At 71.4% G+C, this 23401-nt stretch carries 18 protein-coding genes; 14 read left to right on the top strand and 4 right to left on the bottom strand.

Annotation, left to right across the window (positions count from 1 at the left end; translation table 11 throughout):
* Both E1291_RS12340 and E1291_RS12345 read left to right on the top strand, forming a co-directional pair.
* A partial coding sequence (locus E1291_RS12340; RefSeq protein WP_131737907.1) for a S1C family serine protease occupies window positions 1-1206 on the top strand: 1206 nt, incomplete at its 5' end.
* Window positions 1207-1317: 111 nt separating this feature from the next.
* The gene (locus tag E1291_RS12345) at window positions 1318-1665 is read left to right on the top strand and encodes a sec-independent translocase (RefSeq protein ID WP_131737908.1); all 348 of its coding nucleotides are present in this window, start codon (window positions 1318-1320) and stop codon (window positions 1663-1665) included.
* Between the two features lie 236 nt (window positions 1666-1901).
* On the opposite strand, the gene E1291_RS12350 is transcribed toward E1291_RS12345, so the two are convergent.
* The gene (locus E1291_RS12350; RefSeq protein ID WP_131737909.1) at window positions 1902-3041 is read right to left on the bottom strand and encodes an Mrp/NBP35 family ATP-binding protein; all 1140 of its coding nucleotides are present in this window, start codon (window positions 3039-3041) and stop codon (window positions 1902-1904) included.
* A gap of 87 nt (window positions 3042-3128) precedes the next feature.
* On the opposite strand from E1291_RS12350, the gene E1291_RS12355 reads away from it, so the two are divergent.
* Window positions 3129-3725: a MarR family winged helix-turn-helix transcriptional regulator gene (locus E1291_RS12355; protein WP_242614110.1), complete on the top strand. Its 597-nt coding sequence runs from the start codon at window positions 3129-3131 to the stop codon at window positions 3723-3725.
* Between the two features lie 92 nt (window positions 3726-3817).
* On the opposite strand, the gene E1291_RS12360 is transcribed toward E1291_RS12355, so the two are convergent.
* From E1291_RS12360 to E1291_RS12370, 3 genes are all read right to left on the bottom strand, one after another.
* Window positions 3818-4471, bottom strand: a complete 654-nt coding sequence (locus E1291_RS12360; protein ID WP_131737910.1) for a beta/gamma crystallin domain-containing protein — start codon at window positions 4469-4471, stop codon at window positions 3818-3820.
* Between the two features lie 242 nt (window positions 4472-4713).
* Window positions 4714-5202, bottom strand: a complete 489-nt coding sequence (locus E1291_RS12365; RefSeq protein WP_131737911.1) for a DUF1003 domain-containing protein — start codon at window positions 5200-5202, stop codon at window positions 4714-4716.
* Window positions 5199-6506 (bottom strand): magnesium transporter MgtE N-terminal domain-containing protein, encoded by a 1308-nt coding sequence (locus E1291_RS12370; protein ID WP_242614111.1) that lies wholly within the window; start codon window positions 6504-6506, stop codon window positions 5199-5201. Before E1291_RS12370 ends, E1291_RS12365 begins: the two co-directional genes overlap by 4 nt.
* A gap of 160 nt (window positions 6507-6666) precedes the next feature.
* Here E1291_RS12370 and E1291_RS12375 point away from each other — a divergent pair, with 160 nt between their 5' ends.
* From E1291_RS12375 to E1291_RS12430, 11 genes are all read left to right on the top strand, one after another.
* On the top strand, window positions 6667-7590 hold the full coding sequence (locus tag E1291_RS12375; protein ID WP_131737912.1) for an RNA polymerase sigma-70 factor: 924 nt from the start codon (window positions 6667-6669) through the stop codon (window positions 7588-7590).
* 160 nt (window positions 7591-7750) lie between these two features.
* The gene (locus E1291_RS12385) at window positions 7751-9085 is read left to right on the top strand and encodes a condensation domain-containing protein (RefSeq protein ID WP_165495085.1); all 1335 of its coding nucleotides are present in this window, start codon (window positions 7751-7753) and stop codon (window positions 9083-9085) included.
* A 5-nt stretch (window positions 9086-9090) separates the two neighbouring features.
* The gene (locus tag E1291_RS12390; protein ID WP_165495086.1) at window positions 9091-10965 is read left to right on the top strand and encodes a non-ribosomal peptide synthetase; all 1875 of its coding nucleotides are present in this window, start codon (window positions 9091-9093) and stop codon (window positions 10963-10965) included.
* Between the two features lie 8 nt (window positions 10966-10973).
* A complete protein-coding gene (locus E1291_RS12395) occupies window positions 10974-12440 on the top strand; it encodes a condensation domain-containing protein (RefSeq protein WP_165495087.1) in 1467 nt (488 codons plus the stop codon).
* Window positions 12416-13597: a N(5)-(carboxyethyl)ornithine synthase gene (locus E1291_RS12400; protein WP_131737917.1), complete on the top strand. Its 1182-nt coding sequence runs from the start codon at window positions 12416-12418 to the stop codon at window positions 13595-13597. The genes E1291_RS12395 and E1291_RS12400 overlap by 25 nt, the downstream gene beginning before the upstream one ends.
* Entirely contained in the window at window positions 13594-14967 is a 1374-nt protein-coding gene (locus E1291_RS12405; RefSeq protein ID WP_131737918.1) for an ATP-grasp domain-containing protein, read from the top strand. Before E1291_RS12400 ends, E1291_RS12405 begins: the two co-directional genes overlap by 4 nt.
* 1390 nt (window positions 14968-16357) lie before the next feature.
* Complete coding sequence (locus tag E1291_RS12410; RefSeq protein WP_165495088.1) at window positions 16358-17887, top strand: MFS transporter; 1530 nt, start codon at window positions 16358-16360, stop codon at window positions 17885-17887.
* A 145-nt stretch (window positions 17888-18032) separates the two neighbouring features.
* Entirely contained in the window at window positions 18033-18302 is a 270-nt protein-coding gene (locus E1291_RS12415) for an acyl carrier protein (protein WP_131737920.1), read from the top strand.
* On the top strand, window positions 18299-20017 hold the full coding sequence (locus E1291_RS12420) for an AMP-binding protein (RefSeq protein WP_131737921.1): 1719 nt from the start codon (window positions 18299-18301) through the stop codon (window positions 20015-20017). Before E1291_RS12415 ends, E1291_RS12420 begins: the two co-directional genes overlap by 4 nt.
* Window positions 20018-20028: 11 nt before the next feature.
* The gene (locus E1291_RS12425) at window positions 20029-21687 is read left to right on the top strand and encodes an acyl-CoA dehydrogenase family protein (RefSeq protein WP_131737922.1); all 1659 of its coding nucleotides are present in this window, start codon (window positions 20029-20031) and stop codon (window positions 21685-21687) included.
* On the top strand, window positions 21681-23399 hold the full coding sequence (locus E1291_RS12430; protein WP_165495089.1) for an acyl-CoA dehydrogenase family protein: 1719 nt from the start codon (window positions 21681-21683) through the stop codon (window positions 23397-23399). The genes E1291_RS12425 and E1291_RS12430 overlap by 7 nt, the downstream gene beginning before the upstream one ends.
* Window positions 23400-23401 lie beyond the last annotated feature (2 nt).

Here is a 23401-nt window from a genome sequence, read left to right on the forward strand (position 1 = left end):
CCCGGCGGCCCGCGTCCCATGGGCGCGTTCGGTGCACCGCCGCCGCCCGGCGGCGGCCCGAACTGGGCGCCGGTGCCCGCGATCCCGTCCTCCTCGGGCGGCGGCCCGGGGCTCGGCCTGCTGGCAGTGGTGGCGCTGGTCGTCGCGCTGGTGGCCGGGGCCGTCGGCGCCGGGATCGCGGTCATGGCCACCGGCGGTGACGACGACAACGGCGCGGTGAGCCTCGGCGGCGGCTCGAACGGCGGCGACACCAAGATCCCGAACCGGCCGCCGGACTCGATCGCGGGGGTGGCCAGGCGGGTGCTGCCGAGCGTCGTGATGATCCGCGTGCAGTCCTCGCAGGGCGAGGTCGGCGGCACCGGCTTCATCGTCAACGGCGGCTACGTGGTCACCAACAACCACGTGGTGGCCGCGAGCGGCGGCTCGCAGATCCAGATCGTGTTCAACGACAAGAAGATGCTGCCCGCCACCGTCAAGGGCGCCGACCCCAGCTCGGACGTCGCGGTCCTCAAGCCCGAGGGACAGCACTCGCTGCCCGCGTTGCAGGTCGGCGACTCCACCAAGATCGCGGTGGGCGACCCGGTGATCGCCATCGGCTCGCCGCTCGGCCTGCAGGGCTCGGTCACCACCGGCATCGTCAGCTCCCTCAACCGCGCGGTCCCGACCCGCGGCGAGGGCGGCGCGGACGCGTCCTACCTCAACGCCATCCAGACCGACGCGGCGATCAACCCCGGCAACTCGGGCGGCCCGCTGGTGGACGCGAGCGGCCGGGTGATCGGGATCAACACCGCGATCGCCACGCTGAGCGGCCAGTCGATGGGCGGCGAGAGCCAGGGCGGCAGCATCGGCCTCGGCTTCGCGATCCCGATCAACCAGGGCCGCCGGGTCGCCGAGGAGATCATCCGGACCGGCACCGTCAAGCAGGCCAAGCTCGGCGTGCTCCCCGACCCCCGCTACCAGCAGGGCGGCGCGCGGATCATGCAGCAGGGCGTCGGCGGGCAGGACCCGGTGACCAAGAACGGCCCGGCCGACAAGGCGGGCCTCAAGCCCGGCGACGTGATCACGCAGCTGGACGGCAAGCCGATCGAGGACGCGACCGATCTGATCGCGCAGATCCGCAGCCGGGCGCCCGGCGACCGGGTCAAGGTCACCTACGAGCGCGGCGGGAAGCCCGCGACGGTCGAGGTCACGCTCAGCGCGGACTAGACATAGGGGACGAACGGGCAAGGATGTTCAGGTCCGGTTCATCCGGGCTGGGGATACGCTAAGGGGGCCGGTCCGCGCAGGACCGGTCCCCTGCTGCTTGTGGAGGACGGGTTGTTCGACGTCGGACTCGGCGAGATGGCGGTGCTGGTCGTCCTCGCCTTGGTCATCTTCGGCGACAAGCTGCCGCAGGTCGCCGGGCAGGCGGGCCGGATGCTGCGGCAGTTCCGCGAGATGGCCAACAACGCCAAGGCGGACCTTCAGGAAGGGCTCGGCCCGGAGTTCAAGGACTTCGACATCGCCGACCTCAACCCGAAGACGTTCGTCCGCAAGCACCTGTTCGACGACGCGGACGACGGCTTCCCCACCAGCGGCGGCCTGTTCGACGACGAGCCGTCCTTCGCGCCCATCGGAGGGCTCGCCCACGGCGAGCGCCCCCCGTTCGACAACGAGGCCACCTGAGCCGGAGCCGGGCCGCCTGAGCAGGGTCCAAGCCGCCGACGACGCGGTTCGGGCCGGGACCAGGCCGTCATCGAGGCCGTCTCAGCGGAGATCGGGCCGTCTGAGCTGAAGCCAGGCCGTCAACGACCCTGTTCGTCCGGGACCACGCCGGCCGAGCCGATCCGTGGCCGCATGCGGCCACGGATCCGGGTGGACGGCCGGTGCGCCGCCCGGGGGCTCCCGAGCGGCGCCGGCGGTCAGCGGCCCTTGGGGGAGATGCCCAGCGACATGCCGGCCAGGCCGCGGCTGCGGCCGGCGAGCTTGTCGGCGATCATGCGCAGCTCCTTGGCGGCACCGGCGTCGGGGTCGGTGAGCACGAGCGGCGTGCCGGCGTCGCCGCCCTCGCGCAGCCGCGGGTCGATCTCGACCTGGCCGAGCAGCGGCACCCGGGTCCCGAGCGTGCGGGTGAGCGCGTCCGCGACGGCCTGGCCGCCGCCGGAGCCGAAGATGTCCTGCCGCTCCCCGCAGTGCGCGCAGGTCAGATACGACATGTTCTCGATCACGCCGACGACCTGCTGGTGGGTCTGCGCGGCGATGGCGCCGGCCCGCTCGGCGACCTCGGCGGCGGCCTGCTGCGGGGTGGTGACCACCAGGATCTCCGCCGACGGCAGCAGCTGCGCGACGGAGATCGCGATGTCGCCGGTGCCCGGCGGCAGGTCCATCAGCAGGATGTCCAGGTCGCCCCAGTAGACGTCGGCGAGGAACTGCTGCAGCGCCCGGTGCAGCATGGGCCCGCGCCACACGACGGGCTGGTTCCCGGCGGTGAACATCCCCACCGAGATGACCTTCACGTCATGCGCCGACGGCGGCATGATCATGTCCTCGACCTTGGTGGGCGAGTGCTCCACGCCCAGCATGCGCGGCACGGAGTGGCCGTAGATGTCGGCGTCCACGACACCGACCTTGCGGCCCTGCGCGGCGAGGGCCGCGGCCAGGTTCACCGTCACCGAGGACTTGCCGACCCCGCCCTTGCCGCTCGCGACCGCGTACACCTTGGTCAGCGAGTTCGGCTTGGCGAACGGGATCTCCTTGGCGGGCTCGCCGCCGCGCAGCCTGGTCTGCAGCGCCTTGCGCTGCTCCTCGCTCATCACGTCGAGCTCGACCTCGACGGAGGCGACACCGGCGAGCCGGGACACGGCCTCGGTGACGGAGCGGGTCAGGGTGTCCTTCATCGGGCAGCCCGCCACAGTCAGGTAGATGCCGACCCGGACGGCGCCGTCGGCTCCGATGTCGACGCTCTTGACCATGTCGAGCTCGGTGATGGGCTTGCGGATCTCAGGATCGTTCACCGTGGCGAGCGCCGCGGTCACCTGCTCGGTCGTCAACTGGGAGGCCATGGACCCATGGTATGAACTTCGTGGCCCGCCCGGCCAATCAGGGTGTCCGTCCCCACCGCGCGCGCCGCCCGCCCGTACGATCGGCACGTGACCACGCCGCCCAGCACCCTCGCGTCCGGCGCCCTCGCGGCCGTCCCCTCCCCGCCCGGCGCCCTCCCGCCCGCCGGTCTCCCGCCGGCCGTTCCGGCCGCCTCTCCGGCCGCTTCTCCGGCCTCCAGGCCGTCCGGTGCCGTCTCCGCCGCCGAGCTGACCGCCTGGCGCGCGATGCTGCGCGCCCAGGCGCGGATCTCGCGGCGGCTGCAGGGCGACCTGCTCGCCGACCATGATCTCGCGCTGGGCTCCTACGACGTGCTCACCCACCTCGGCGACGCCCCGGAGGGGCGGCTCCGGATGAACGACCTGGCCGACCGGGTGCTGCTGTCGCGCAGCGGCCTGACCCGGCTGGTCGACCGGCTGCAGCGGGAGGGCCTGGTGGCCCGGGAGTCCTGCTCCAGCGACGCGCGCGGGCTCTACGCCGTCCTCACGGCGGCGGGCCGGGACCGCCTGGACGCCGCCACCCCCACCTACCGCCAGGGCGTCCGCGACTACGTGCTGAGCAGGCTGGACGAGGCCGACCTGCGCGTGTTCGGGCACATCCTCGCCAAGCTGGCCGACGACCCGCCGCCCGCCCCCGCCCCGGCGTGAGCCGAGGCCGGCGCCGGAACGGGTTCCGGTACCGGCCTCCCTCAGTGTGCGGAACTCAGCCTCGGGACGGCGCGTTCAGGGCGCCGTGCGCGTCAGTTCCAGCGCAGGGACGAGGTCATGTCGTTGAGCCCCACCAGGTCCAGGTTCGGGTTCCACGTCGTGAACTCGCTGTACCGGCCGTTGAAGTCCGAGTGCTCGAAATGCCGGACCTGGCAGTTGGCGTAGGTCCTGGCCGACGAGATCTCGTCGTTCCACCAGTTGCCGCCCAGGGTGCGGACCTCCCATTCGGTGGTGCCGACGTCGCCGTCGCAGCCGTAGTCGACCTCGACGTACCATTTCCGGCCGTTGTCGGCCTGCCAGAAGTCGTGTTCGTACTCGATTCCGATCAGCGTGCCGCCGGCCCCGGCGCGGACGGCGTTCCGCCGGCCCGCCGCGGCCTCCAGCCGGCGTCCGAACGCCCGCTGCTCGCTCGCCGACCCGTTCCGCGGCCCGGCGGTGACCCGGCCGTTGGTGGCGTCCGCGATCGCCTCGTCCGCGGTCGCGTAGCAGTCCTCGGCGCCGCCCCGCGACAGGTGCACCACGCAGTTCGGCCGGGCCGGGGCCGCGGCGGGAGCCGGAGAGGGCGCCGCCGTCGCGGCCGTCGCTCCGGTGCTCGTCCAGGTGGCCAGGCCGGCGACCGCGGCGGCGGTCAGGACGGCCGCGCGGATCCCGCGGCGGCCGGTTCCCCGGCGATTGACGAATGGCATGTTCGCTCCTCGATCCGTCGCGCGGCATCGGCGGGCCGCCTGGTCCCGGCGGGCCGCTGTAATTGCCGCGAATTTCAGGCCGCGCCATTCTGAGGCGGCCTTTCCGGTTTCGAGTAGAGCAGGGCTCCGGGCGCCCTGGAAACCGATGTTCCGGTGAGCGGTCCGCACGCAATGAAAGGCCAGTGTGACCGTTGGTGACAATGGCCGGGCCGGAGAATGAACCGGGAAAGGGAAGGACGACGTCAGGAGATCGCGGAGTGGTGGTCCCGCTCGTCCAGGTCCCGGAGCATCTGCTGGAGCTCCGAGCGCAGGAAGTCCCGGGTGGCGACCTCGCTCAACGCCAGCCGCAGCCCGGCGATCTCCCGGGTCAGGTACTCGGTGTCGGCGATGCTGCGCTCGTTGCGGGCGCGGTCCTGCTCGTACTGGACGCGGTCGCGGTCGTCCTGCCGGTTCTGGGCGAGCAGGATCAGCGGCGCGGCGTAGGACGCCTGCAGGGACAGCATCAGGGTCAGGAAGATGAACGGGTACGGGTCGAACTTGAGCGAGGCGGGGGCCAGCAGGTTCCACAGGATCCACACGGCCACGAACACCGTCATGTAGACGAGGAACCGGGCGGTGCCCAGGAACCGGGCGATGCGCTCCGACAGGCGCCCGAACGACTCCGGGTCGTAGGACGGCCGCGGCACGAACGTGCGGCGGATCTCGCGCGGCTGGTCCAGGCGTGTGGTCATGTCGTCCCCTCGGAGCCCCGCAGGGCCTCTTCCTCGGGATCGGAGGACACCTCGGCGGCGGCCTCCATCACGCTCTCCCGCCAGTCCTCGGGCAGCAGGTGGTCGAGGACGTCGTCGATGGTCACCGATCCCAGCAGGTGGCCGTCGTCGTCCACGACGGCGCCGGCGACCAGGTTGTAGGTCGCCAGGAACATCGCGACGGCCTCCAGCGACATCGTCGGGCGCAGCGGGTCCAGCTCGGCGTCCACGATGCCGCTGACCAGCGCCGGCGGCGGCTCGCGCAGCAGCCGCTGGAAGTGCACCGTGCCGAGGTAGCGGCCGGTCGGGGTCGCGGTCGGCGGGCGGCACACGTACACCTGCGCGGCCAGCGCCGGGTTCAGGTCGGGGTTGCGGATCTGGGCGAGCGTCTCGGCGACGGTCGCGTCCGGCGGGACGATGACGGGATCGGTGGTCATCAGCCCGCCCGCCGTCCGGTCGGCGTAGCTCAGCAGCCGCCGCACCGGCGCCGCGTCCTGCGGCTCCATCAGCGTCAGCAGCCGCTCGCGCTGCTCGGGGGGCAGCTCGCCGAGCAGGTCGGCGGCGTCGTCGGGGCCCATGGCCTCCAGCACGTCGGCGGCGCGGTCCACCTCCAGGTTGCCGAGGATCTCGATCTGGTCGTCCTCGGGGAGCTCCTCCAGGACGTCGGCGAGGCGCTCGTCGTCCAGCGCCACCGCGACCTCGGTGCGCCGCTTCTCCGGCAGCTCGTGGACGATGTTGGCGAGGTCGGCGGGCTTCATCCGCTCGAACGCGGCGATCAGCCCGGCGGCGCCCTGCCCGTGCTCGACGGCGGAGAACCCCTCCACCGCGTCCCAGTCGACGACGAGGCTCTCGCCGCGGCGGCGCAGCCCGCGCCCGGTGCCGCGGCGGACGGCGACCTTGCCGACCAGCCAGTCGCGCGTGCGGGTCCGCTCCATCGCCACGTCCACCACCGACACCGCGTCGCCGCCGTCGCGGAGCCGGACGGTCCGGTCGAGCATCTCGGCGATCACGAGCGTCTCCGACTCGCGCTTGCTGAACCGGCGCACGTTCAGCCGCCCGTCGAAGATGATCGCGTCCGCCTCGATCACGGTCACCCGGGTGATCGGCAGGAACACCGGCCGGCGCGGCGCGACCTCCACCACCAGGCCGAGCACGCGCGGGGGGCGGCCGGCCAGGCGCAGCGCGACCACGACGTCGCGGACCCTGCCGACCTGGTCACCGGCGGGGTCGAACACCGCGATCCCGGCCAGGCGGGCGATGAACACCCGCGTCGGAGGTCCGCTCATGCAGGGGACACTACCCGTGATCATGCAGCTCATCCGGGCCGCGGCGGGTGCGGCGAACGTCACATACCGGACGTGACGGGCGGGTGTCCCGCCGCCCCGGGACGCCGCGTCCACGAGGGTGGGGCGGGCTTCCGCGAACCGCCGTGAAAGGCTGACGGACATGAGCGAGCCGTCCGGGCGCACCTCCGGCGCCGCCCTCGCCGGGCCCTACGAGGAGCATCGCGGCCTGCTGTTCGCCGTGGCGTACCGCATGCTCGGCACCGCCGCCGACGCCGAGGACGCCGTCCAGGACACCTGGCTGCGCTGGTCCGCCGCGGACCGCTCGGACGTCGCCGACCCCAAGGCCTACCTCGTCCGGATCACCACCAACGTCGCGCTGGACCGGCTCCGCTCGGCGCGGGCGCAGCGCGAGACCTACGTCGGCCCGTGGCTGCCCGAGCCCATGCTCACCTCACCGGACGTGGCCGAGGACGCCGAGCTGTCGGAGTCGGTGTCGATGGCGATGCTCGTCGTGCTGGAGACCCTGAGCCCGCTGGAACGCGTCGTGTTCGTCCTCAAGGACGTCTTCGGCTACCCGTACGCGGAGATCGGCCGGGCCCTCGACCGCACCGAGGCGTCGGTCCGCCAGCTCGGTACCCGCGCCCGCCGGCACGTGCGGTCGCGGCGGTCCCGGTTCGCGGCGGGCGGCGCCGAGCGCCGGGCCGTCACCGAGCGGTTCCTGGACGCGGTGCTCGGCGGCGACATCAACCGGCTCATGGAGGTCCTGGCCCCGGACGTGACCCTGTGGACGGACGGCGGCGGCAAGGTCCGCGCCGCCCGGCGCGGGATCCTCGGCGCCGACAAGGTCGGCCGCTGGTTCGCCGCGGTCGCGAACACCCCCTACGCGGGCGTCGAACCCCAGGACATGCGCCTGCGCGCCGTCCACCTCAACGGCGAGCCCGCCCTGATCGTGGACGGTCCGAACGGCCCGATCAGCACGGTCACCGTGTCCGTGGACGAGGACGGCCGGATCGGCGAGATCCACCTGGTCGCCAACCCCGACAAGCTCCAGGCCGTGGCGGCGGGCCGATTGCTCCCGATGTGAGCCGGTCTGGTGCCCCTGTGAGCTGGTCGCGTGGCCCTGGCGATCGGTCAGGCGGAGATCAGCGGTCGACCTGACGGCGTTTGCGGCCGAGCAGCCGGGGCGGCGGGCCCGCGGTCGTCGCGGGCGTGGGCACCGGCCGGACGGCGGCGTAGTCGCCCGAGTGCCCGCCGGGCGCCTCGACCCGGACAGCCCGTACTACAGCTACCAGGGAAGCCTCGTCATGGACGGGCCGCTGGACCTCGGCAGGCTGGCGCGGGCCTGGGACCTGCTGCTCCAGGAGAACCCGCTGCTGCTCGCCCGCTTCACGGAGGAGGACGGCGAGCCGGCCCACCAGTACCCGCACTGGGACGTCCCGTTCCCGGCGGCCGAAGACCTGAGCGGCCTCCCGCCCGGCGAGCGCGCCCGCGTCCACCGCGACCATGCCACCGCCGAGGCGGCGCGGCCGTTCGACCTCACCGGGGGACCGTCGCTACGGGCCCGGCTGTTCGCCTTCGGCGGGGGAGAGCACCGGCTGCTGGTGACCATGCACGAGATCCTGCTGGACGGCTGGGGCGCGACCGTGCTCTTCCAGCGCCTCGCCGACCTGTACGAGCGGACCGCCCGTCCCGGCGCCGCCCCCGACCCCGAACGGGCCGGGCGCTACGACCGGTACCTCGACTGGCACGCGGACCTGCTGCGGACGCCCGAGGTCGCCGAGGCCGGCGCCTACTGGCGGCGGCGCCTGGCCGGAGAGCTCCCGGTCCTCGACATCGCCGGGAACCCGCGCCCAGCACGGCCGACGTACCGGGGCGGGATCGTCGAGGCCGTCGTCGGCGCCGACGCGTCCGGGCGGCTCCGCGCCGCCGCCGCGCGCGCCGGATGCACCCCGTTCGTGCTGCTGCTCGCCGCGTACGCGCTGGCCCTGACCTACTACGCCGACGCCGACGAGGTCGTGATCGGCGCGCCGATGGCCAACCGGGAGCGGCCCGAGCAGGCCGGCGTGCCGGCCTTCATGCTCGCGATGCTGCCGCTGCGGGTGCGGATCGACGACGGCGCGACGCTCGCGTCCTTCACCGGGACGGTCCGCGACCTCGTCCTGGACGCCTGCGCCGCGGCCGACCACCCCTTCGGATGGACGCTGCGCCACCTCACGGCCGCCTCGCGCAGCGAGGCCGTGACCCCGGTCTTCCAAACCATGATCAACATGCTCGCCTACCCGGCGCGGGACGCGGCCGCGGACGGTGTCTCCTTCCGCTTCGTCGAGCTCGACACCGGCTTCACCAAGTACGACTGCGCCCTCTACGTCCAGCCTCACGGCCCGGACGCCCTGCTCGTCCAGTTCAGCCACCAGCGGGAACTCCTGGACACCGCCACCGCGCGCAACGTCCTGGACAGCACCCTGCTGGCCCTGCGCGCCCTGGTCGACTCGCCCGAGACCCACATCCGCGCCCTGGACCTGCTGCCCGGACCGTCGTCCGAGTCGCGGGCCCAGGCCGAGACAACGATCGGAGCATGAGACCGATGCCGCCCATCACCACCACCACCAGTACAGCGAGCACCAGTAAAGCGACCACCGGAACTTCGACCGAGGGCACGACCCGCCCGGAGTCGCCCTTCCTCACCCTGTTCGCCGCGCGGGTGGCCGCGGGGCCCGGGGCCCCGGCCCTGATCCACGGCGACCAGGTCACGACCTACAAGGAACTGGACCTGTGGAGCGGACGCCTCGCCGCCCTCCTCATGGACCGGGGCGTCCGCCCAGGGGGCCTCGTCGCGCTGGCCGCCGACCGGGGCCCGGCCGCGATCGCGGGTGTGCTGGCCGTGCTGAAGGCGGGCGCCGGGTTCCTCGGCCTCGACCCGGCCGTCCCGTCCCGCCGCCAGCGCCGGATGATCCAGGAGACCGCGCCGGACTGCGTCCTGGCCGAGCCCGGCCTCGACCGGTTCCCGACACTGGACGCGCCTCGGGTACGGCTCGGTCCCGTCCCGGACGGGCCGGTGGCGGACGCTCCCGCCATCGACGGTCCGGCGGACGAGGTGGACGCGGCGGACGCGTCCCGGGTCTTCCAGGTCGTCTACACCTCGGGTACGACGGGTGCCCCCAAAGGGGTGCGGGTCGGTTACGCGTCCGTCCTGAACCGGCTGGAATGGATGTGGCGCGACCACCCCTTCCCGCAGGGCGCGGTGATGGCCTCGCACAAGTCCGTCTCCCTGGTCGCCGCGCCCTGGGAGATGCTGGGCGGCCTCCTCAAGGGGGTCCCGACGGTCGTCCTGGACCGGGACGAGGTCTTGGACCCCGCCCTGTTCGCCGACGCGATCGAACGCCAACGCATCACCCACCTGTTCCTCACCCCGCACATCATCGGCGGGCTCCTCGACGAGGTGGAACGGCGCGGGCGCCTGGCCCATCAGCCCGTCCTCGTCACCAACGGAGCCGACGCGCTCCAGGTGGAGACCGTGCTGCGGTTCCGGCGCGCCTTCCCCGCGACCACGCTCCTGAACCTGTACGGCATGACCGAGACGTCGTCGAACGTCGCGGCCTACGACACCGCCGCGCTGGATCCGGGCGCCCGGCGGGTCCCGGTCGGGACGCCGGTGGCCGGCGCGTCGATCACCGTGCTCGACCGGTTCGGCCGCAGGCTCCCGCCCGGCGCGGCCGGTGAGGTGTGGATCTCGGGACCGCCGCTGGCGCTGGGCTACGTCGGCGCCGGGGAAGCGGGCGGCTTCACGGCCGCCGCCGACGGGACGCCCGCGTACCGCACCGGCGACCGTGGGCGGGTCCTGCCGACCGGCGACCTGGAGATCGTCGGCCGGATGGACAACCAGGTGAAGGTCCGCGGCTACCGGGTCGAGCTGGAGGAGATCGAGGCCACCCTGCGGGCCGCCCCCGGCGTCACCGGCGCCGGGGCCTGTCTCACCGGAGGACCGGACGACCCCCGTCTGACGGCGGGCGTGACGGCGGACGGCGAGATCGACCCGGCGGCCCTGCGCGCCTTCGCCCGGGACCGGCTGCCCGACTACATGGTCCCCGCCAGGGTGACCGTCCTCCCGGACCTTCCGCTCGGCCCCAACGGCAAGCTGGACCGCACCTCGCTCGGTGCCCGGCTGGCGAGCGTCCGGCAGGAGACCCGGCGGGGCTTCACCCCCGCCGACCCCGTCGAGGCCACGGTCGCCCGCGTGTGGGCGGACCTCCTCGGCGCGGCACCGGCGGACCGGGCCGACAACTTCTTCGAGTCCGCCGGGCACTCGCTCCTCGCCGTCCGGCTCGTCAACCGGCTGGAGCACGCCCTCGGCCGGCGCCTGACACTGCGCCAGATCCTCGGCTCGCCGACCTTCGCCGGCATCGTCGAACGCTGCCGGCCGGCGGTCATCGACGACGCGGGGCGGGAGGCGGCCTCATGAACCGTCCCATGCCCACGGTGCCCATCCCGGCCGAAGTGCCCACCGTGCCCGCGGCGCCCGCGCCCGCCGCCCGCCCGCCCGGCGGCGAGCCGGCGCTCCGGCTGACGCCCGGCCAGGAGCGCCGCTGGGCCGCCGCCCGCGCGGACGGCTGGCGCAGCGGCTTCATGTCACCGATCTACCGGGTGCCCGCCGGAACCGACCCGGGCCTGCTCGCCCGCGCCCTGTCCGGCGCGGTCCACCGGCACGCTCCGCTGCGCACCCGCATCACGCCCGGCCCGGACGGCGCCCCGCTGGCGACCCTCCGGACGGTGCCCGACCCCTACCCGCTGGAGGTCGTCGACCTGACCGGCCTGCCCGCCGGAGAGCGGGCGGACCGGCGCGCCCTCATCGCCGCGCGGGAACTGGCCGCCCCGGTCGACCTCGCGACCGACTGGCCGCTGCGCGCCGTCCTCGTGGCCCTGGGACCGGAGGGCCACGACCTGTACCTCACCCTGAGCCATGTCGTCGCCGACGGGTGGAGCCTGGGCGTGCTCGTCACCGAGCTGCGGGACCGCTACCGGATGCTCTCGCGCGGCGTCACCCCGCCGCGCGACCAGTGGGACGCCGTGTGGGCCGCGCACGTCGACGACTGTCACGAGAACCCCGATCCCGGCGGCGGCCTCGGCTGGTGGCGGGCCCGGCTCGGCGGCGCGTCCTGCCGGCTGGAGCTCGGCCCGCCGTCACCGGACACGACGGGCCTGACCATCCCGTTCACCCTCCCCGCCTCGGTGAGCGATGACCTGCGGCGGACGGCCGCCGCGCTCGGAACCGGGACCACCTGCGTCGCGCTCGCGGCGGCGGCGGCCTTCCTCGCGCGGCTGACCGGCGTGCCCGAACTGCTCGTCACCGTCCCCTACGCGGGACGCCACAAGCCCGCGCACGAGCCCCTCGTCGGGCTGTTCAACAACCGCCTCCTGCTCCGCGTGCCGGCCGGCCCCGCGGCGACGCTGGAGGATCTCGCCGACCGGGCGCACGAGGCGCTCCTCGACGCGCTGGAGCACGCGGAAACGCCGTTCCAGCTGATCGAGGACGAGGTCTTCCCCGGCGACGCGGCCAGCACGACGCAGACCGCCGTGCAGATCATCCCGCGCTCGCTGTGCGACGCGCCGGCCACCGAGCCCGGCGACGTGTCGTTCCGGCTCACCGGCTTCCCGACCGCCCGCACGCGCTTCCAGTTCTGCCTGGACATCGTCGAACCGGACGAAGGGCCTTTCAGCGGGTGGATGACCTGCCAGGCGGGCGTCCTGCCGCCGGAAACGGCCCGCGGGCTCCTGGCCGGCTACATCGCGTCCCTGCGCGAGCTGACCCGGGCCCCGGACCGTCCCGCCGGCCCGCTCCTCGCCGAGACCGAACCCGTGGTGGCCGCCGCGGGACTCACCGACCTCAACCGAGCCCGACGGGAGGAGAACCCATGGAACGCCTCACGGTCGGCGTGATCGCGCGCTCGCGCAAGGAGAACGAGCGGCGGCTGCCGATCCACCCGCTGCACCTGGACCGGATCGAGGCCGCGACGCGATCGCGGATCTTCCTCGAACGCGGGTACGGGGAGCACTTCGGCGTCCCGGACGAGCGGCTGGCGCCGCACGTCGCCGGGGTGCTGCCCCGCGAGCGGCTCATCGCCGAATGCGACGTCGTCCTCAACCCCAAGCCGACGGCGCCGGACCTGGCGGAGCTGCGGAAGGGGCAGATCCTGTGGGGGTGGCCGCACAGCGTCCAGAACCCCGAGATCGTCCAGCACGCCGTGGACCGCCGGCTCACGCTGATCGCCTTCGAGGCGATGCACCACCGGCCCGCCGGGGGCGGCCCCGGCACGCACGTCTTCCACAAGAACAACGAGCTGGCGGGCTTCTGCTCGGTGCTGCACGCCCTGTCGCTCACCGGCGTCACCGGCGTCTACGGCCGCCGGCTGCGAGCCGCCGTGATCAGCTTCGGCGCCACCGCGCGCGGCGCGATCACGGCGCTCAACGCGCACGGCGTCCACGACATCGACGTCCTGACCCGCCGAGAGGTCACCGCGGTCGCCGCGCCGATCCACTCGGCGCGCATCGTCCACTTCGACCGCGACCCGGACCGGCCGGACCGGGCCCGGGTGTTCGCCGGCGGAGACCCGGAGCCGATGGCGGCCTTCCTCGCGCGGCACGACATCGTCGTCAACTGCGTCCTGCAGGACACCGGCGCGCCGCTGATGTTCGCCACCGCGCGCGACCTGCCCGCCTTCGCGCCCGGCACGCTCGTCGTCGACGTCTCGCTCGACACCGGGATGGGGTTCGACTGGGCGGCGCCGACCACGTTCACCGAGCCGATGTTCACGGTCGGCGACGGCGTCCGCTACTACGGCGTCGACCACAGCGCGTCCTACCTGTGGGACTCCGCCACCCGGGAGATCAGCCGGGCGCTGCTGCCGCACCTCGGCACGGTCCTCGCCGGGCCGTCGGCATGGGACGCCGACCCGGTCATCGGCCCCGCCGTCGACGTCCGCGACGGCGTCGTCCAGAACCCGGCCATCCTGGCCTTCCAGGACCGCTCGCCGCACTACCCGCACCCGCGCGGATCCGCCGCCCCGCTCACCGGAGCCGGAGCGGCGCGCCCATGACCGGCAGGCCCATGATCGAGGGAGACGAGCGCCCGATGACGACCGCCCTTCCAGAACAGCCGATCGGCGCCGGCGAACTCGCGCTGGCGACGGCGGAGCTCGACCGATTCCCGCTCCCGTACGCCTTCGCGCTGTCGCAGGCGCGCATGACCGGGGCGGCCCGCCGGGCGATGGCCGGGACCTGGCGGGCCTTCGCCGAGGGCGTGGACGCGTTCGTCGCCGGGCTGGGCCGCTCGGTCCCCCGGATGGCCGAGGCGCTCCGGCTCCCCGAGCACCTCGTCCCGCTGTGGGAGGCGGCGCCCGAACAGCAGTGGGCGCTGATCGCCAGGCCCGACGTCATCGTCGACCGGGGCGCACCGAAGATCGTCGACGTCAACGCCGGGTCCACCGCGGGCCTGTTCGCCGTGAACGACCTGCTCCTGCGGACGCACCGGGACCCGCGGCTGCTGCCGTGCTTCGCGGCGGCCGAGCGCCCCAGGTTCGTCATGGGCCGCTACGCCGACCTCCTGCGCCGCTACCTGACCCGCGAGGACGACCTGATCGCGATCTCGTTCTACGCGTGGGAGAGCGAGCAGCCGGACCATCCCGACTCCGGCCTCTGGTACTACACGGCCCTCGCGCGCGAACTCGGCCGGCTGGGGCTCACCGCCGACCTGGTCCACGCCGAGGACCTGGAGGAGACGGCGGACGGCATCGTCGCCCACGGCCGCAGGGTGGGCCTCGTCCTGCGGATCTTCCTGCCCGACGTCGGCCGGCCGGACGAGGTCGCCGAGTACTTCAGGATCGTCGCGGCGACCCGGCGGCGGGGCGTGACGTTCCTGACCAGCCCGTGGGGGGAGTACCTCGGCACGAAGGCGACCCTGGCCGCCCTGTCCGACGAGCGCTTCACCGACGGGCTGCCGCCGGGTCTCGCCGCGCGGCTCGGCCGGGCGATCCCCTGGACGCGCGTCCTGGAGGAGCGTCGAACGGTGTGGCGCGGCGACAGCGTGGACCTGCCCCGCTGGGCGCTGGAGAAGCGGGAGGACCTCGTGCTGAAACCGGCGCTCGGCGGGCGCGGGAAGGGCGTTCTGATCGGCCGGGAGACCGGGCCCGCGGAGTGGGCGGCCGAGATCGACGAGGCACTGGCGGACGACGGCGTCCCCTGGCTGCTCCAGGAGCTGGTGCGGCCCGACCACGAGCGGGTCGCCTACCTCGACGCCGAGGGGAGGTACACCGTGATGGACGCCCCCGCCGTCTACGGCGCGTTCGTGCTCGACGGCGAGTTCGCGGGCGCCCTGCGCAGGCACGGCCTGCACGGAGAACGCAAACTGATGATCAACGGCCCGTCCGGCGCGATCCCGTCCCCCGTCTACTGGTCCGACCGCGACTGACCGAATCAGAAGGCGTCAACGAACAATCCCGTCCCGCTCACCACACCTCGCCTTCCGCCGCGAGGCATCTCATGCACCCGTCACGCGCTCGTGTATTCGAGTGCCGGTCTATTCATTTCCGATCTGTCTGAGTTCGGCGAAGGAGTTCAGTTCCGTTGTCAGCCGGTCCCGCGACCCTGGATCCGTGCAGGATTCTATGGTGTGTTGGCATGCCTCTTTGTATCGAGGCCATAGTGCCATCCAGTTCGCGAATCTGGTGAAGACGAGAGCGGCTTGGGCTCGCCCCAGCGGGCCATCGTGGAGCGCTCGACACCGAGATGAGCGGCGAGGCTCTCCTGGGTGTGGCCGGCTTGGCGGCGGGTGCGGGCCATGGTGGGCGTCTCCCATGGGAGGCGTCCGGCTGGACGGGGGCGGATGCCCATGCTGGCGCTCTTCCGTGAGATCTGGTACGGGATGCGTTAGGGGTGCCACAAGTGTGCGTCGGTCTCTCTCGGGGGCATCCCATCGGGGCGCTGCCGGACGCGCACGTGCGGCGGGGGTCGCGGGACACGGTGGGCGGCGATCGACACATGGCCCCCAGAAGGACGGCTGGAGCAACCTCCGTGTGGAGCGTGCTCCTGGCTGGGACACCCTAGGCCGTGCTGATCTGCTGGAACTCGCTGAGGACGCGGATTCCGATGCTCGTTTCAATGGACGTACTCGGTCAGCTGCGGTGAGCGCGCGGCCGGCAGAGCCCGCTTACGGGGGGAGCGGAGCCGCCGGACGACCCGATCGCCCGCGGTGCCGCCGGATGCCCCCGGCAACGTCGTCCGGGGTCGAACGCGGCGAATCATCGGCGGCACGGTAGAGCGGAACGGCAGACCGGCGTCCAGAAACCCCTGGCTCGGACGTGAGGGTCGCGGCGATGGTTCCGCATGTCGAAAAAGGGGAGAGCGTAGCCGGTCGTGCACAGGCGCGAATGGATTCGGTCAGTGACGCTCGGTCAACGAATACGGTCAATAACTGTGGGTCGATTCGAATTCTGTCCATGTAGTGTTGATCACTAAGACATGTCCGGAACGTCAGAGTGATTTACGTCACACTGTGGTCGGGAACGATGTGTCAAGGGAAAGAGTTAATGTTGTTATGTGCGGGACTTGGTGCCTGATTGATCAGGCGCACGCCAGTGTCGGGTGGCGCTCATCCACTGTTCATTTCCGATGATCATGGGGGAGATTGATCGTCGGTATTCTCGTGGGACTCGTCCGCGAGTTCGGTGCTCGTCATTCCGTTGATGCGATGGTTTTTTCCTTTCGCATACCGCTTTGCTGGTCTTTAGGTATTTGGGGGATCGATGGCTGTGCGTCCTCGGACGGGTGGCTCCGAACGGATATCGCTGACCTTTCTTTGCTTGGGTCTGTTCATGGTGTATCTGGACGCCACGATTGTGAACGTGGCGCTGCCGGATATGCAGGAGGACTTGTCCACCTCGGTGTCCGAGCTGCAATGGATCATTGATACCTACACGTTGACCTTTGCTTGTCTGCTGCTGACCTCGGGCACGGTCGGGGATCGCCTGGGGCGTAAGAAACTCTTCTTGTGCGGGCTGATCACCTTTACGCTGACCTCGATGCTCTGCGCACTCTCGACCTCTGTGGAGATGCTGCTGATCGCGCGTGCGCTGCAGGGCACGGCGGGTGCGGTCATGATTCCGGTGTCGCTCTCGCTCATCTCGGTCACCTACAAGGATCCCGCTGCCCGAGCCAAGGCGATCGGCATCTGGTCGGGTATGGGCGGACTGGCTCTTTCGGTGGGGCCGGTGCTGGGCGGCCTGTTGGTGGACTGGTCGGGCTGGCGCAGTATCTTCTGGGTCAATATTCCGATCGGTGTCGTCGCCACGGTGGCGCTTTTCCTGATTCTCACTGAGTCTCGAGCGCCCGATGCCGGGCGGCTCGACCCGGTCGGGCAGTCTCTCTTCATCGCCGGCATCGCGGCGCTGGCCTTCGGCCTGATTCAGGGCAGCGCCGCGGGCTGGACTTCCGCTCTCATCATTGGTGCGTTCGCGTGTTCTGTGCTCCTCCTGGCGGGTTTCGTGGCCTGGGAGCGGTTCACGACGGCGCCGCTGCTTCCACCCAGCCTGTTCCGGAACCCGGTCGTGATGGTGGCCGGGACGGTGAACTTCTTGGGCCTGTTCGGTCTGTTCGCCGCGATCTTTCTGTTGACCCTTTATCTGCAGAATGTCAATGGGCTGAGCACCGTCCAGACAGGTCTCCGTTTCCTCGCGCTCACCATCCCGATCATGATCGCCTCCTTCGTGGCCAGCGTGCTGGCCGCCCGGGTCGGTCCTCGTTGGCCGATCGTCGTCGGCTCCGTGTTCTGTGCGGGCGGTCTGCTCAGCCTGACGCGACTGGAGGTCGGTACGGGGTTCGGGGCGTACTGGTGGGGACTGGCATTGCTCGGCGTCGGGGTCGCGTTGACCGGCGCCCCGGCGACCGTCGCCATGCTCGGAGTCGTCTCCACCGAGCAGAGCGGCATGGCGGCGGGGATCCTGAACACCTTCCGGCAGGTCGGCGCTGTCTTCGGGGTGGCCTTGTCCGGTGCCCTGCTCCTGCAACGGCTCCGTAGCGGGGTGCCCGACGCCCTTTCTGCGGTCCCCATGCCATCGACGCTGCGCGCCGAGGTGGCGGACGCGGTTGAGAAGGGCGAACTCTCGAAGGTGTCCCAGTTACCGCCCTCGCTGCGGCAGGCCGTGCTGAACGCCGTCGGATCCGTCTATGCGGAAGGCATGCACCTCGCCATGACGGTCGCCGCCGCCGGAGCTCTGCTCGGCGGTGTGCTCACCCTCGTCCTTCTTCGGAAGCCGGTCGTCGCCGTCGCGGCGGTGCGGGAAACAGAAGGGGGGAGCGCTACGGAAACCGCCGATATCGCTCCCAATTCCTGAAGCCTGCACACCAGGTCGTTTCGGGGCACCCATCGGATCTTTCAACTGAGTGGGTCTGACGTCGCTGCCCTGACCTAGAACTCATATTCTGTTGTCGAACGTATTCTTTATCGTCATCGCTCGAAACCTCAGGGGAGGACCAGTCATGTCCGAGTCGCATTCGCATGATGAGATTTTCAACGCCGTTCAGGAGATCATTTCAGCCATCCTCAAGGTCCCGGCGGAGAAGATCACCGTGGACTCCGCGCTGACGGACCTGGCTCATGTCGAGTCCATCAAACTGCTACGCATTGCCGGGAAGCTGGAGCGCCGGTTCGACATCGAACTCAACAACGAGCAGCTCTTCCGCAAGGGCAGGGTCGGCGACCTCGTCAACGAGGTGTTCATGCTGCAGGGCGAGGAGAAGGCGTCTTGAGCATCGTTCTGGCGAGCGAGGTCCACACGCTCGGCGACATGTTCGAGTTCGTCGCCGAACACCATCCTGCCGGGGCGATACGATCAGTTTTCGCCGAAGATGTCCTTACCTATGCGCAACTCGCCGAGGACGGGCGGCGGATCGCCGGCGGCCTGATCGATTCGGGAGTCGCCCCCGGGGAGCCGGTCGCCGTCCTGATCGGCTCCAACCTGGACATGGTGCGGGCCATCTGCGGGCTGGCCGCGGCGGGCGCGGTGGTGGTACCCCTCTCGGTGCCGCTGAGCGTCAGCCGCTCCTACCTGGAGCGGCTCGAGCACGTGATCGCGGACTGTGGTGTTCGCTTCGCCCTCACCGATGGCGACTTCGCGGAGCAGTTCGGGGACCGTCTGCCGGACATCACTCCTCTGGACCTGGCCACTCTGCTGGAGAAGGGGAAGCGGATTCCAAGACCGCCGGTGAGCGTGTCGGACCTGGCGCTCATCCAGTACACGTCAGGCAGCACGTCGGAGCCCCGCGGCGTGGCACTCGACCACCGCAATATTCTGGAAGGAATCCGGAACATCCAGCGCGGCGTCGATGTCCGACCAGGCGATGTCCTCGGCCATTGGTTGCCGCTGTCTCACGACATGGGGCTGTTCTCGACTCTGAGTGCGATCGCATCAGGAGTGGATGCGCGCCTCTCGCGTCCTCAGGATTTCGTCAAACATCCCGAGGAGTGGTTGCAGAGCATTTGTGCGGCCGGTGTCACGGTCATGGCCGGGCCAAGTTTCTTCTACGAGTACCTGATGGAGGCCGTTCCCCGGGACGAGGCCGAGGAATTCGACCTGTCAGCTGTGCGGGTGATGATTAATGGAGCCGAACCCATAGCCCCGGAGTTGGTGCTCAGGTTCGAGGAACATTTCTCGGTGAGCGGTCTCGGAGTCGGCGTGATGACTCCGAGCTATGGCTTGGCGGAGGCGACTCTCGCCGTCAGCTTCACGGCACTGGGAAGCCCGGCGCGTGTCGACTGGGTGGACCGCGACGTCCTGAACAACTCCTGGCTCGCCAAGACCGTCGATCCCGCCGCACAACAGGCTCGTGGAGTGGTCAGCTGCGGTGTCCCGGTGCCGGGTATGGAGATCAGGATCAGCTCGGAGGACGGTCGGCTGCTTCCCGAGCGCGCCGTCGGGGAGATCGAGATCCGGGGCGAGACCGTGATGCGCGGTTACTACCGGCGGTCGGAGCCGGCGGCGAACCACGACGGCTGGTGCGCCACCGGTGACCTCGGGTACCTGGCCGACTCCGAACTCTATGTGACGGGCCGCAAGAAGGAGATGATGATCCTCGGCGGGCAGAACTACTATCCGCAGGACGTCGAGGACGCCGTTCGCGATGTGCCGGGCGTTCACAAGGGCAATGCCGTCGCCGTCGTGCTGCCCGCCGACCCGGAGACCGGCCGAGCGGAGCGGATCGGGGTCCTCGCGGAGGCCGAGTCCGCCGCCGCACCCCACGACGAACTGGTGTCGGCGCTGCGCGCCGCCGCGGCGGAGACGCTCGGTGGCGCCCTTGCCGATGTGGTGCTGCTGCGCCGTAACGCCCTGCTCCGGACCACCAGTGGCAAGTACAAGCGGCTGCTGATGCGTCAGCGGCTGCTTGAGGGAACCCTGAATCGGGTCCTCGTTCATGTGGGGGCGCATGAAACGGTGACGCAAAGGAGCGAGCCATCTCTGCTCTGACCGTGTCCACCGTGGCCGCCGAGTTGGACTTGGCGCTGGGGGACCCGCTACGGCCTTCGGGCCCGCTCACCTTCGCCCAGGCCGTTGCCGACGACCAGGACGAGCAGGTTCCCGAGCTGTCTCTGCGCGCTTTGCGGGACTGGGGCTACCAGCGTTACCAAGTCCCCGAGTCCGTGGGCGGGCGGCTGTCATCCCTGGAAGAACTGATGTCCCTTGGCCGGGTCGTGGCCCGGCGCGATCCGGCGGTCGCCGTCATCGCGAATTCGGCGCTGGCGGCGGCCATGCCCGTCTGGCTCGCCGGTGACGCGGAGCAGCGGAAGGCGGTCGCCGACTCGGTGCTCGGCGGGCGGCGCGTGGCCCTGGGCCTCACCGAACCGGACCATGGGGCGGACCTGCTCGCCAGTGAGGTGACCGGCTCCCTCGAATCCGAGGGCTACCGGCTCAACGGCACGAAATGGCTCATCAACAATGTCCGGCCTGCCCAGTACCTGTGCCTCCTGCTCCGCGAACCGGAGCGGGAGGGGCTTCGCTCGCTCTCGCTGCTCCTGGTCGACCTCGACACCCTTGACCCGGCGACGTACGAGCTGCTTCCAAGGATTCACACGCACGGGGTGCGCGGGGCCGACATCGCCGGCATCACCTTCAGGAACGCCCTTGTTCCGGCTTCGGCGCGCATCGGCCGTCCCGGGCGCGGGCTGGAGATCACAGCCCAGTCCCTCCTGGTCACCCGGACTCTGATCCCAGGGCTGAGCCTGGGTGCCTTGGACACCGGGCTGCGCTGCACCGCCGACTTCGTCCGCCGGCGTCACCTCTACGGGAAGGCCGTCGAAGAGATCCCGTACGTGCAGGACGAACTGGCCGCCGTGTTCCTCGATGCGATGGTGGCCGAGGCGGTGTCACGGTCCTGCGTCAGGATTCTGCACTTCCTCCCGGAGTTGTCACCGGTCTCGTCCGCGGTCGCCAAGTACCTCGTCCCTCATATGGCGGAGAAGGCGATGGGGCGGCTGGCCCGGGTGCTCGGCGCCCGCTACTTCCTCAGGGAGGGCCACTGGTCCGGCATTTTCGAAAAGCTGCTCCGGGACGTCCGTCTGTTCGGCCTTTTCGACGGCAGTGAACCCGTGGTCCTCAGCGCACTCGCGGCCCAGGTCTCCTGTCTGGCCGAGCGAGACGTCGATCCCCGCCGGGCGGACGACGTGTTCCGCCCAGGCCACGCCACCGTCGGCAATGCCATCGCTCCCGGCGTCTTCGACGCGGTGGCGGACGACGACCCCGTCACCACGGATCTCTTGGCGGTCTGTGACGCGCTGGACGAGAGATCACGCCGTGGCGATGCCTTGCGGGACGCGGCCGGCGCATTGCGGGAGGCGGGTGCGGATCTGTTCGAGGGGGCGCAGCGGTCGGTCGATCCGCGCTCGCAGGCGGGACAGCGGCTGGGAGAACGGTACGCGCGGGTCTTCGCGGCGGTCTGCTGGGCGAAGTCCTGGCTCGCCGACTCGGCACGCGTCCCGCCGGAATGGGCCGCCGCCGGACTCCTCGCTCTGCTGCGACCCCACGTCCGCATGCCACAGCCCGTGTCCGCGGCCCTTTTCGGCGAGTTGACGAGGCAGTTCTCTCACCAGCCGTCGTTCCCGTCACCACGCGTCGCAGCAAAGGAAACTCCCGCATGGTAGCTTCGGCCCGGCCGGCGGCCGCCGCCGTGTCCGCTTCCCTTGAGCGGGCGCTAGGCGATCCGCTGGACAAGGACAACATCGCCGGTTTTCGGCACAGTGTGGAGGCCGACCGCGCGGAACGGTTCCCGCGGGAACTGTGCGACGCCGTCTTCGAATGGGGCCTCGCGGAATACCTTCTCCCCGAACAGGAAGGGGGAGAGTTCCGCGCGATCGAGGACTGTTTCGAACTCGCCCGCGTCCTTTCTCGCCGGGATCTGACCGCGGCCGTGGCCATCGGCGCGACCGTGCTGGCGAGCCTGCCGGTCTGGCTGCGCGGCAGCGCCCGGCAACGGCGGGCGGCCGCCGCGCGGATACGGGAGCACGGGTTCCTCGCCTTCGCGTTGAGCGAGCGCGAGCATGGAGCCGACATCACCGCCGGCGAGGTCACCGCCCGTGAGACCCCGGACGGCTGGCTGGTCGACGGCACCAAATGGCTGATCAACAATGCCGGGCACGCCCACGGCGCGACCGTCGCGGCCCGGACCGGCGACGGCATCCGCGCTCTCACCCTGTTCTCCCTGAGCCGGCCCTCCGCCGACGACGGACGGTGGACGCCGTTGCCGAAGATCCGCACCCACGGGCTGCGGGGCTCCGCGTTCGGCGGCATCACCTTCACCGGACTCCCGGCCGCCGACGCCGACATCATCGGCCGGCCAGGCCAAGGGCTCGCCATCCTGATGGAGACGTTGCAGATCACAAGGGTGCTGGTCGGCGGTTTCGCGCTGGGCGCGCTCGACACCTGCCTGCACGCGGTGCTGGCCTTCGCCCGGGAGCGCACGCTCTACGGCCGGCCGATCCTGGCGCTGGACGCGGTCGCGGTCCGCCTGGCCGACGCCTACGCGGATCTGCTCATCGGGGAGGCCCTCGGCCTGGGCGCCTGCCGCGCGGTGCAGGCCGCACCCGACCAGCTCCCCCTGACGTCCGCCTGCGCCAAGTACCTGGTGCCGCAGCTGGCCGCCGAGAGCATGGACTCCCTCGCGGTCGTGCTCGGCGCCCGCTCGTACCTGGCGGAGGAACACTGGCACGGCATCTTCGAGAAGATGCGCCGGGACTGCGCGGTCACGGGGCTGTTCGATGGTTCCGCGCCCGTGAACCTCAACATCATCGCCGAGCAGCTGCCGGGGCTGGCGTCCGCGCGCGACGGCGCCGACCGGGACGCCGAACTCCTGGAGATCTTCACCCCGGAGCCCCCGCCCGCCGCCTGGCTGACGGAGATCGAGTTCGAGCTGGCCACCGACGCCGATGGCATCCTGCGCGGCGTCTCGGCGGCGCGCCGGGTCGTCGGCGCCGAAGGCGGGACGGAGTGCGACGAGGCGCTCGGCGAGCTGCTGCGATGGTGCGAGGCCGAGACGGCGCGGCTGGACGCGGAGGTCGCCGAAGAGAGGGGACGTCCCGGCTGGCCCCGCAGTGGCGCGGCTTACGACCTGGCGGCCCGCTACAGCCTTCTGCATGCCGCCGGCGCCTGCGCGTGGAAATGGCTCGCCTGGCGCGGTCACCCCTCCGCCGGCGAGTTCCTCACCGGCGGAACCTGGCTCCGGCTGTGCCTGGTGCGGATCACCGAACGGCTGGGGAGGCCACGGGACGATCTCGACGCTTCCCACCACGCGGCGCTCAGGCACCTTGAGCAGGTCCACGACGAGCACCAGTTCTTCGCAGACATCACCCGGAGGTGAGC

This window comes from Actinomadura roseirufa, assembly GCF_900659635.1.
Taxonomy (GTDB): Bacteria; Actinomycetota; Actinomycetes; order Streptosporangiales; family Streptosporangiaceae; genus Spirillospora; species Spirillospora roseirufa.

Bases quoted from the DNA above. Each gene is read 5' to 3' on its own strand.
- E1291_RS12350 (WP_131737909.1), bottom strand. From the start codon at position 3,041: ATGGCCTCCCAGTTGACGACCGAGCAGGTGACCGCGGCGCTCGCCACG.
- E1291_RS12360 (WP_131737910.1), bottom strand. From the start codon at position 4,471: ATGCCATTCGTCAATCGCCGGGGAACCGGCCGCCGCGGGATCCGCGCG.
- E1291_RS12365 (WP_131737911.1), bottom strand. From the start codon at position 5,202: ATGACCACACGCCTGGACCAGCCGCGCGAGATCCGCCGCACGTTCGTG.
- E1291_RS12370 (WP_242614111.1), bottom strand. From the start codon at position 6,506: ATGAGCGGACCTCCGACGCGGGTGTTCATCGCCCGCCTGGCCGGGATC.
- E1291_RS12375 (WP_131737912.1), top strand. From the start codon at position 6,667: ATGAGCGAGCCGTCCGGGCGCACCTCCGGCGCCGCCCTCGCCGGGCCC.
- E1291_RS12390 (WP_165495086.1), top strand. From the start codon at position 9,091: ATGCCGCCCATCACCACCACCACCAGTACAGCGAGCACCAGTAAAGCG.
- E1291_RS12395 (WP_165495087.1), top strand. From the start codon at position 10,974: ATGCCCACGGTGCCCATCCCGGCCGAAGTGCCCACCGTGCCCGCGGCG.
- E1291_RS12400 (WP_131737917.1), top strand. From the start codon at position 12,416: ATGGAACGCCTCACGGTCGGCGTGATCGCGCGCTCGCGCAAGGAGAAC.
- E1291_RS12405 (WP_131737918.1), top strand. From the start codon at position 13,594: ATGACCGGCAGGCCCATGATCGAGGGAGACGAGCGCCCGATGACGACC.
- E1291_RS12415 (WP_131737920.1), top strand. From the start codon at position 18,033: ATGTCCGAGTCGCATTCGCATGATGAGATTTTCAACGCCGTTCAGGAG.
- E1291_RS12430 (WP_165495089.1), top strand. From the start codon at position 21,681: ATGGTAGCTTCGGCCCGGCCGGCGGCCGCCGCCGTGTCCGCTTCCCTT.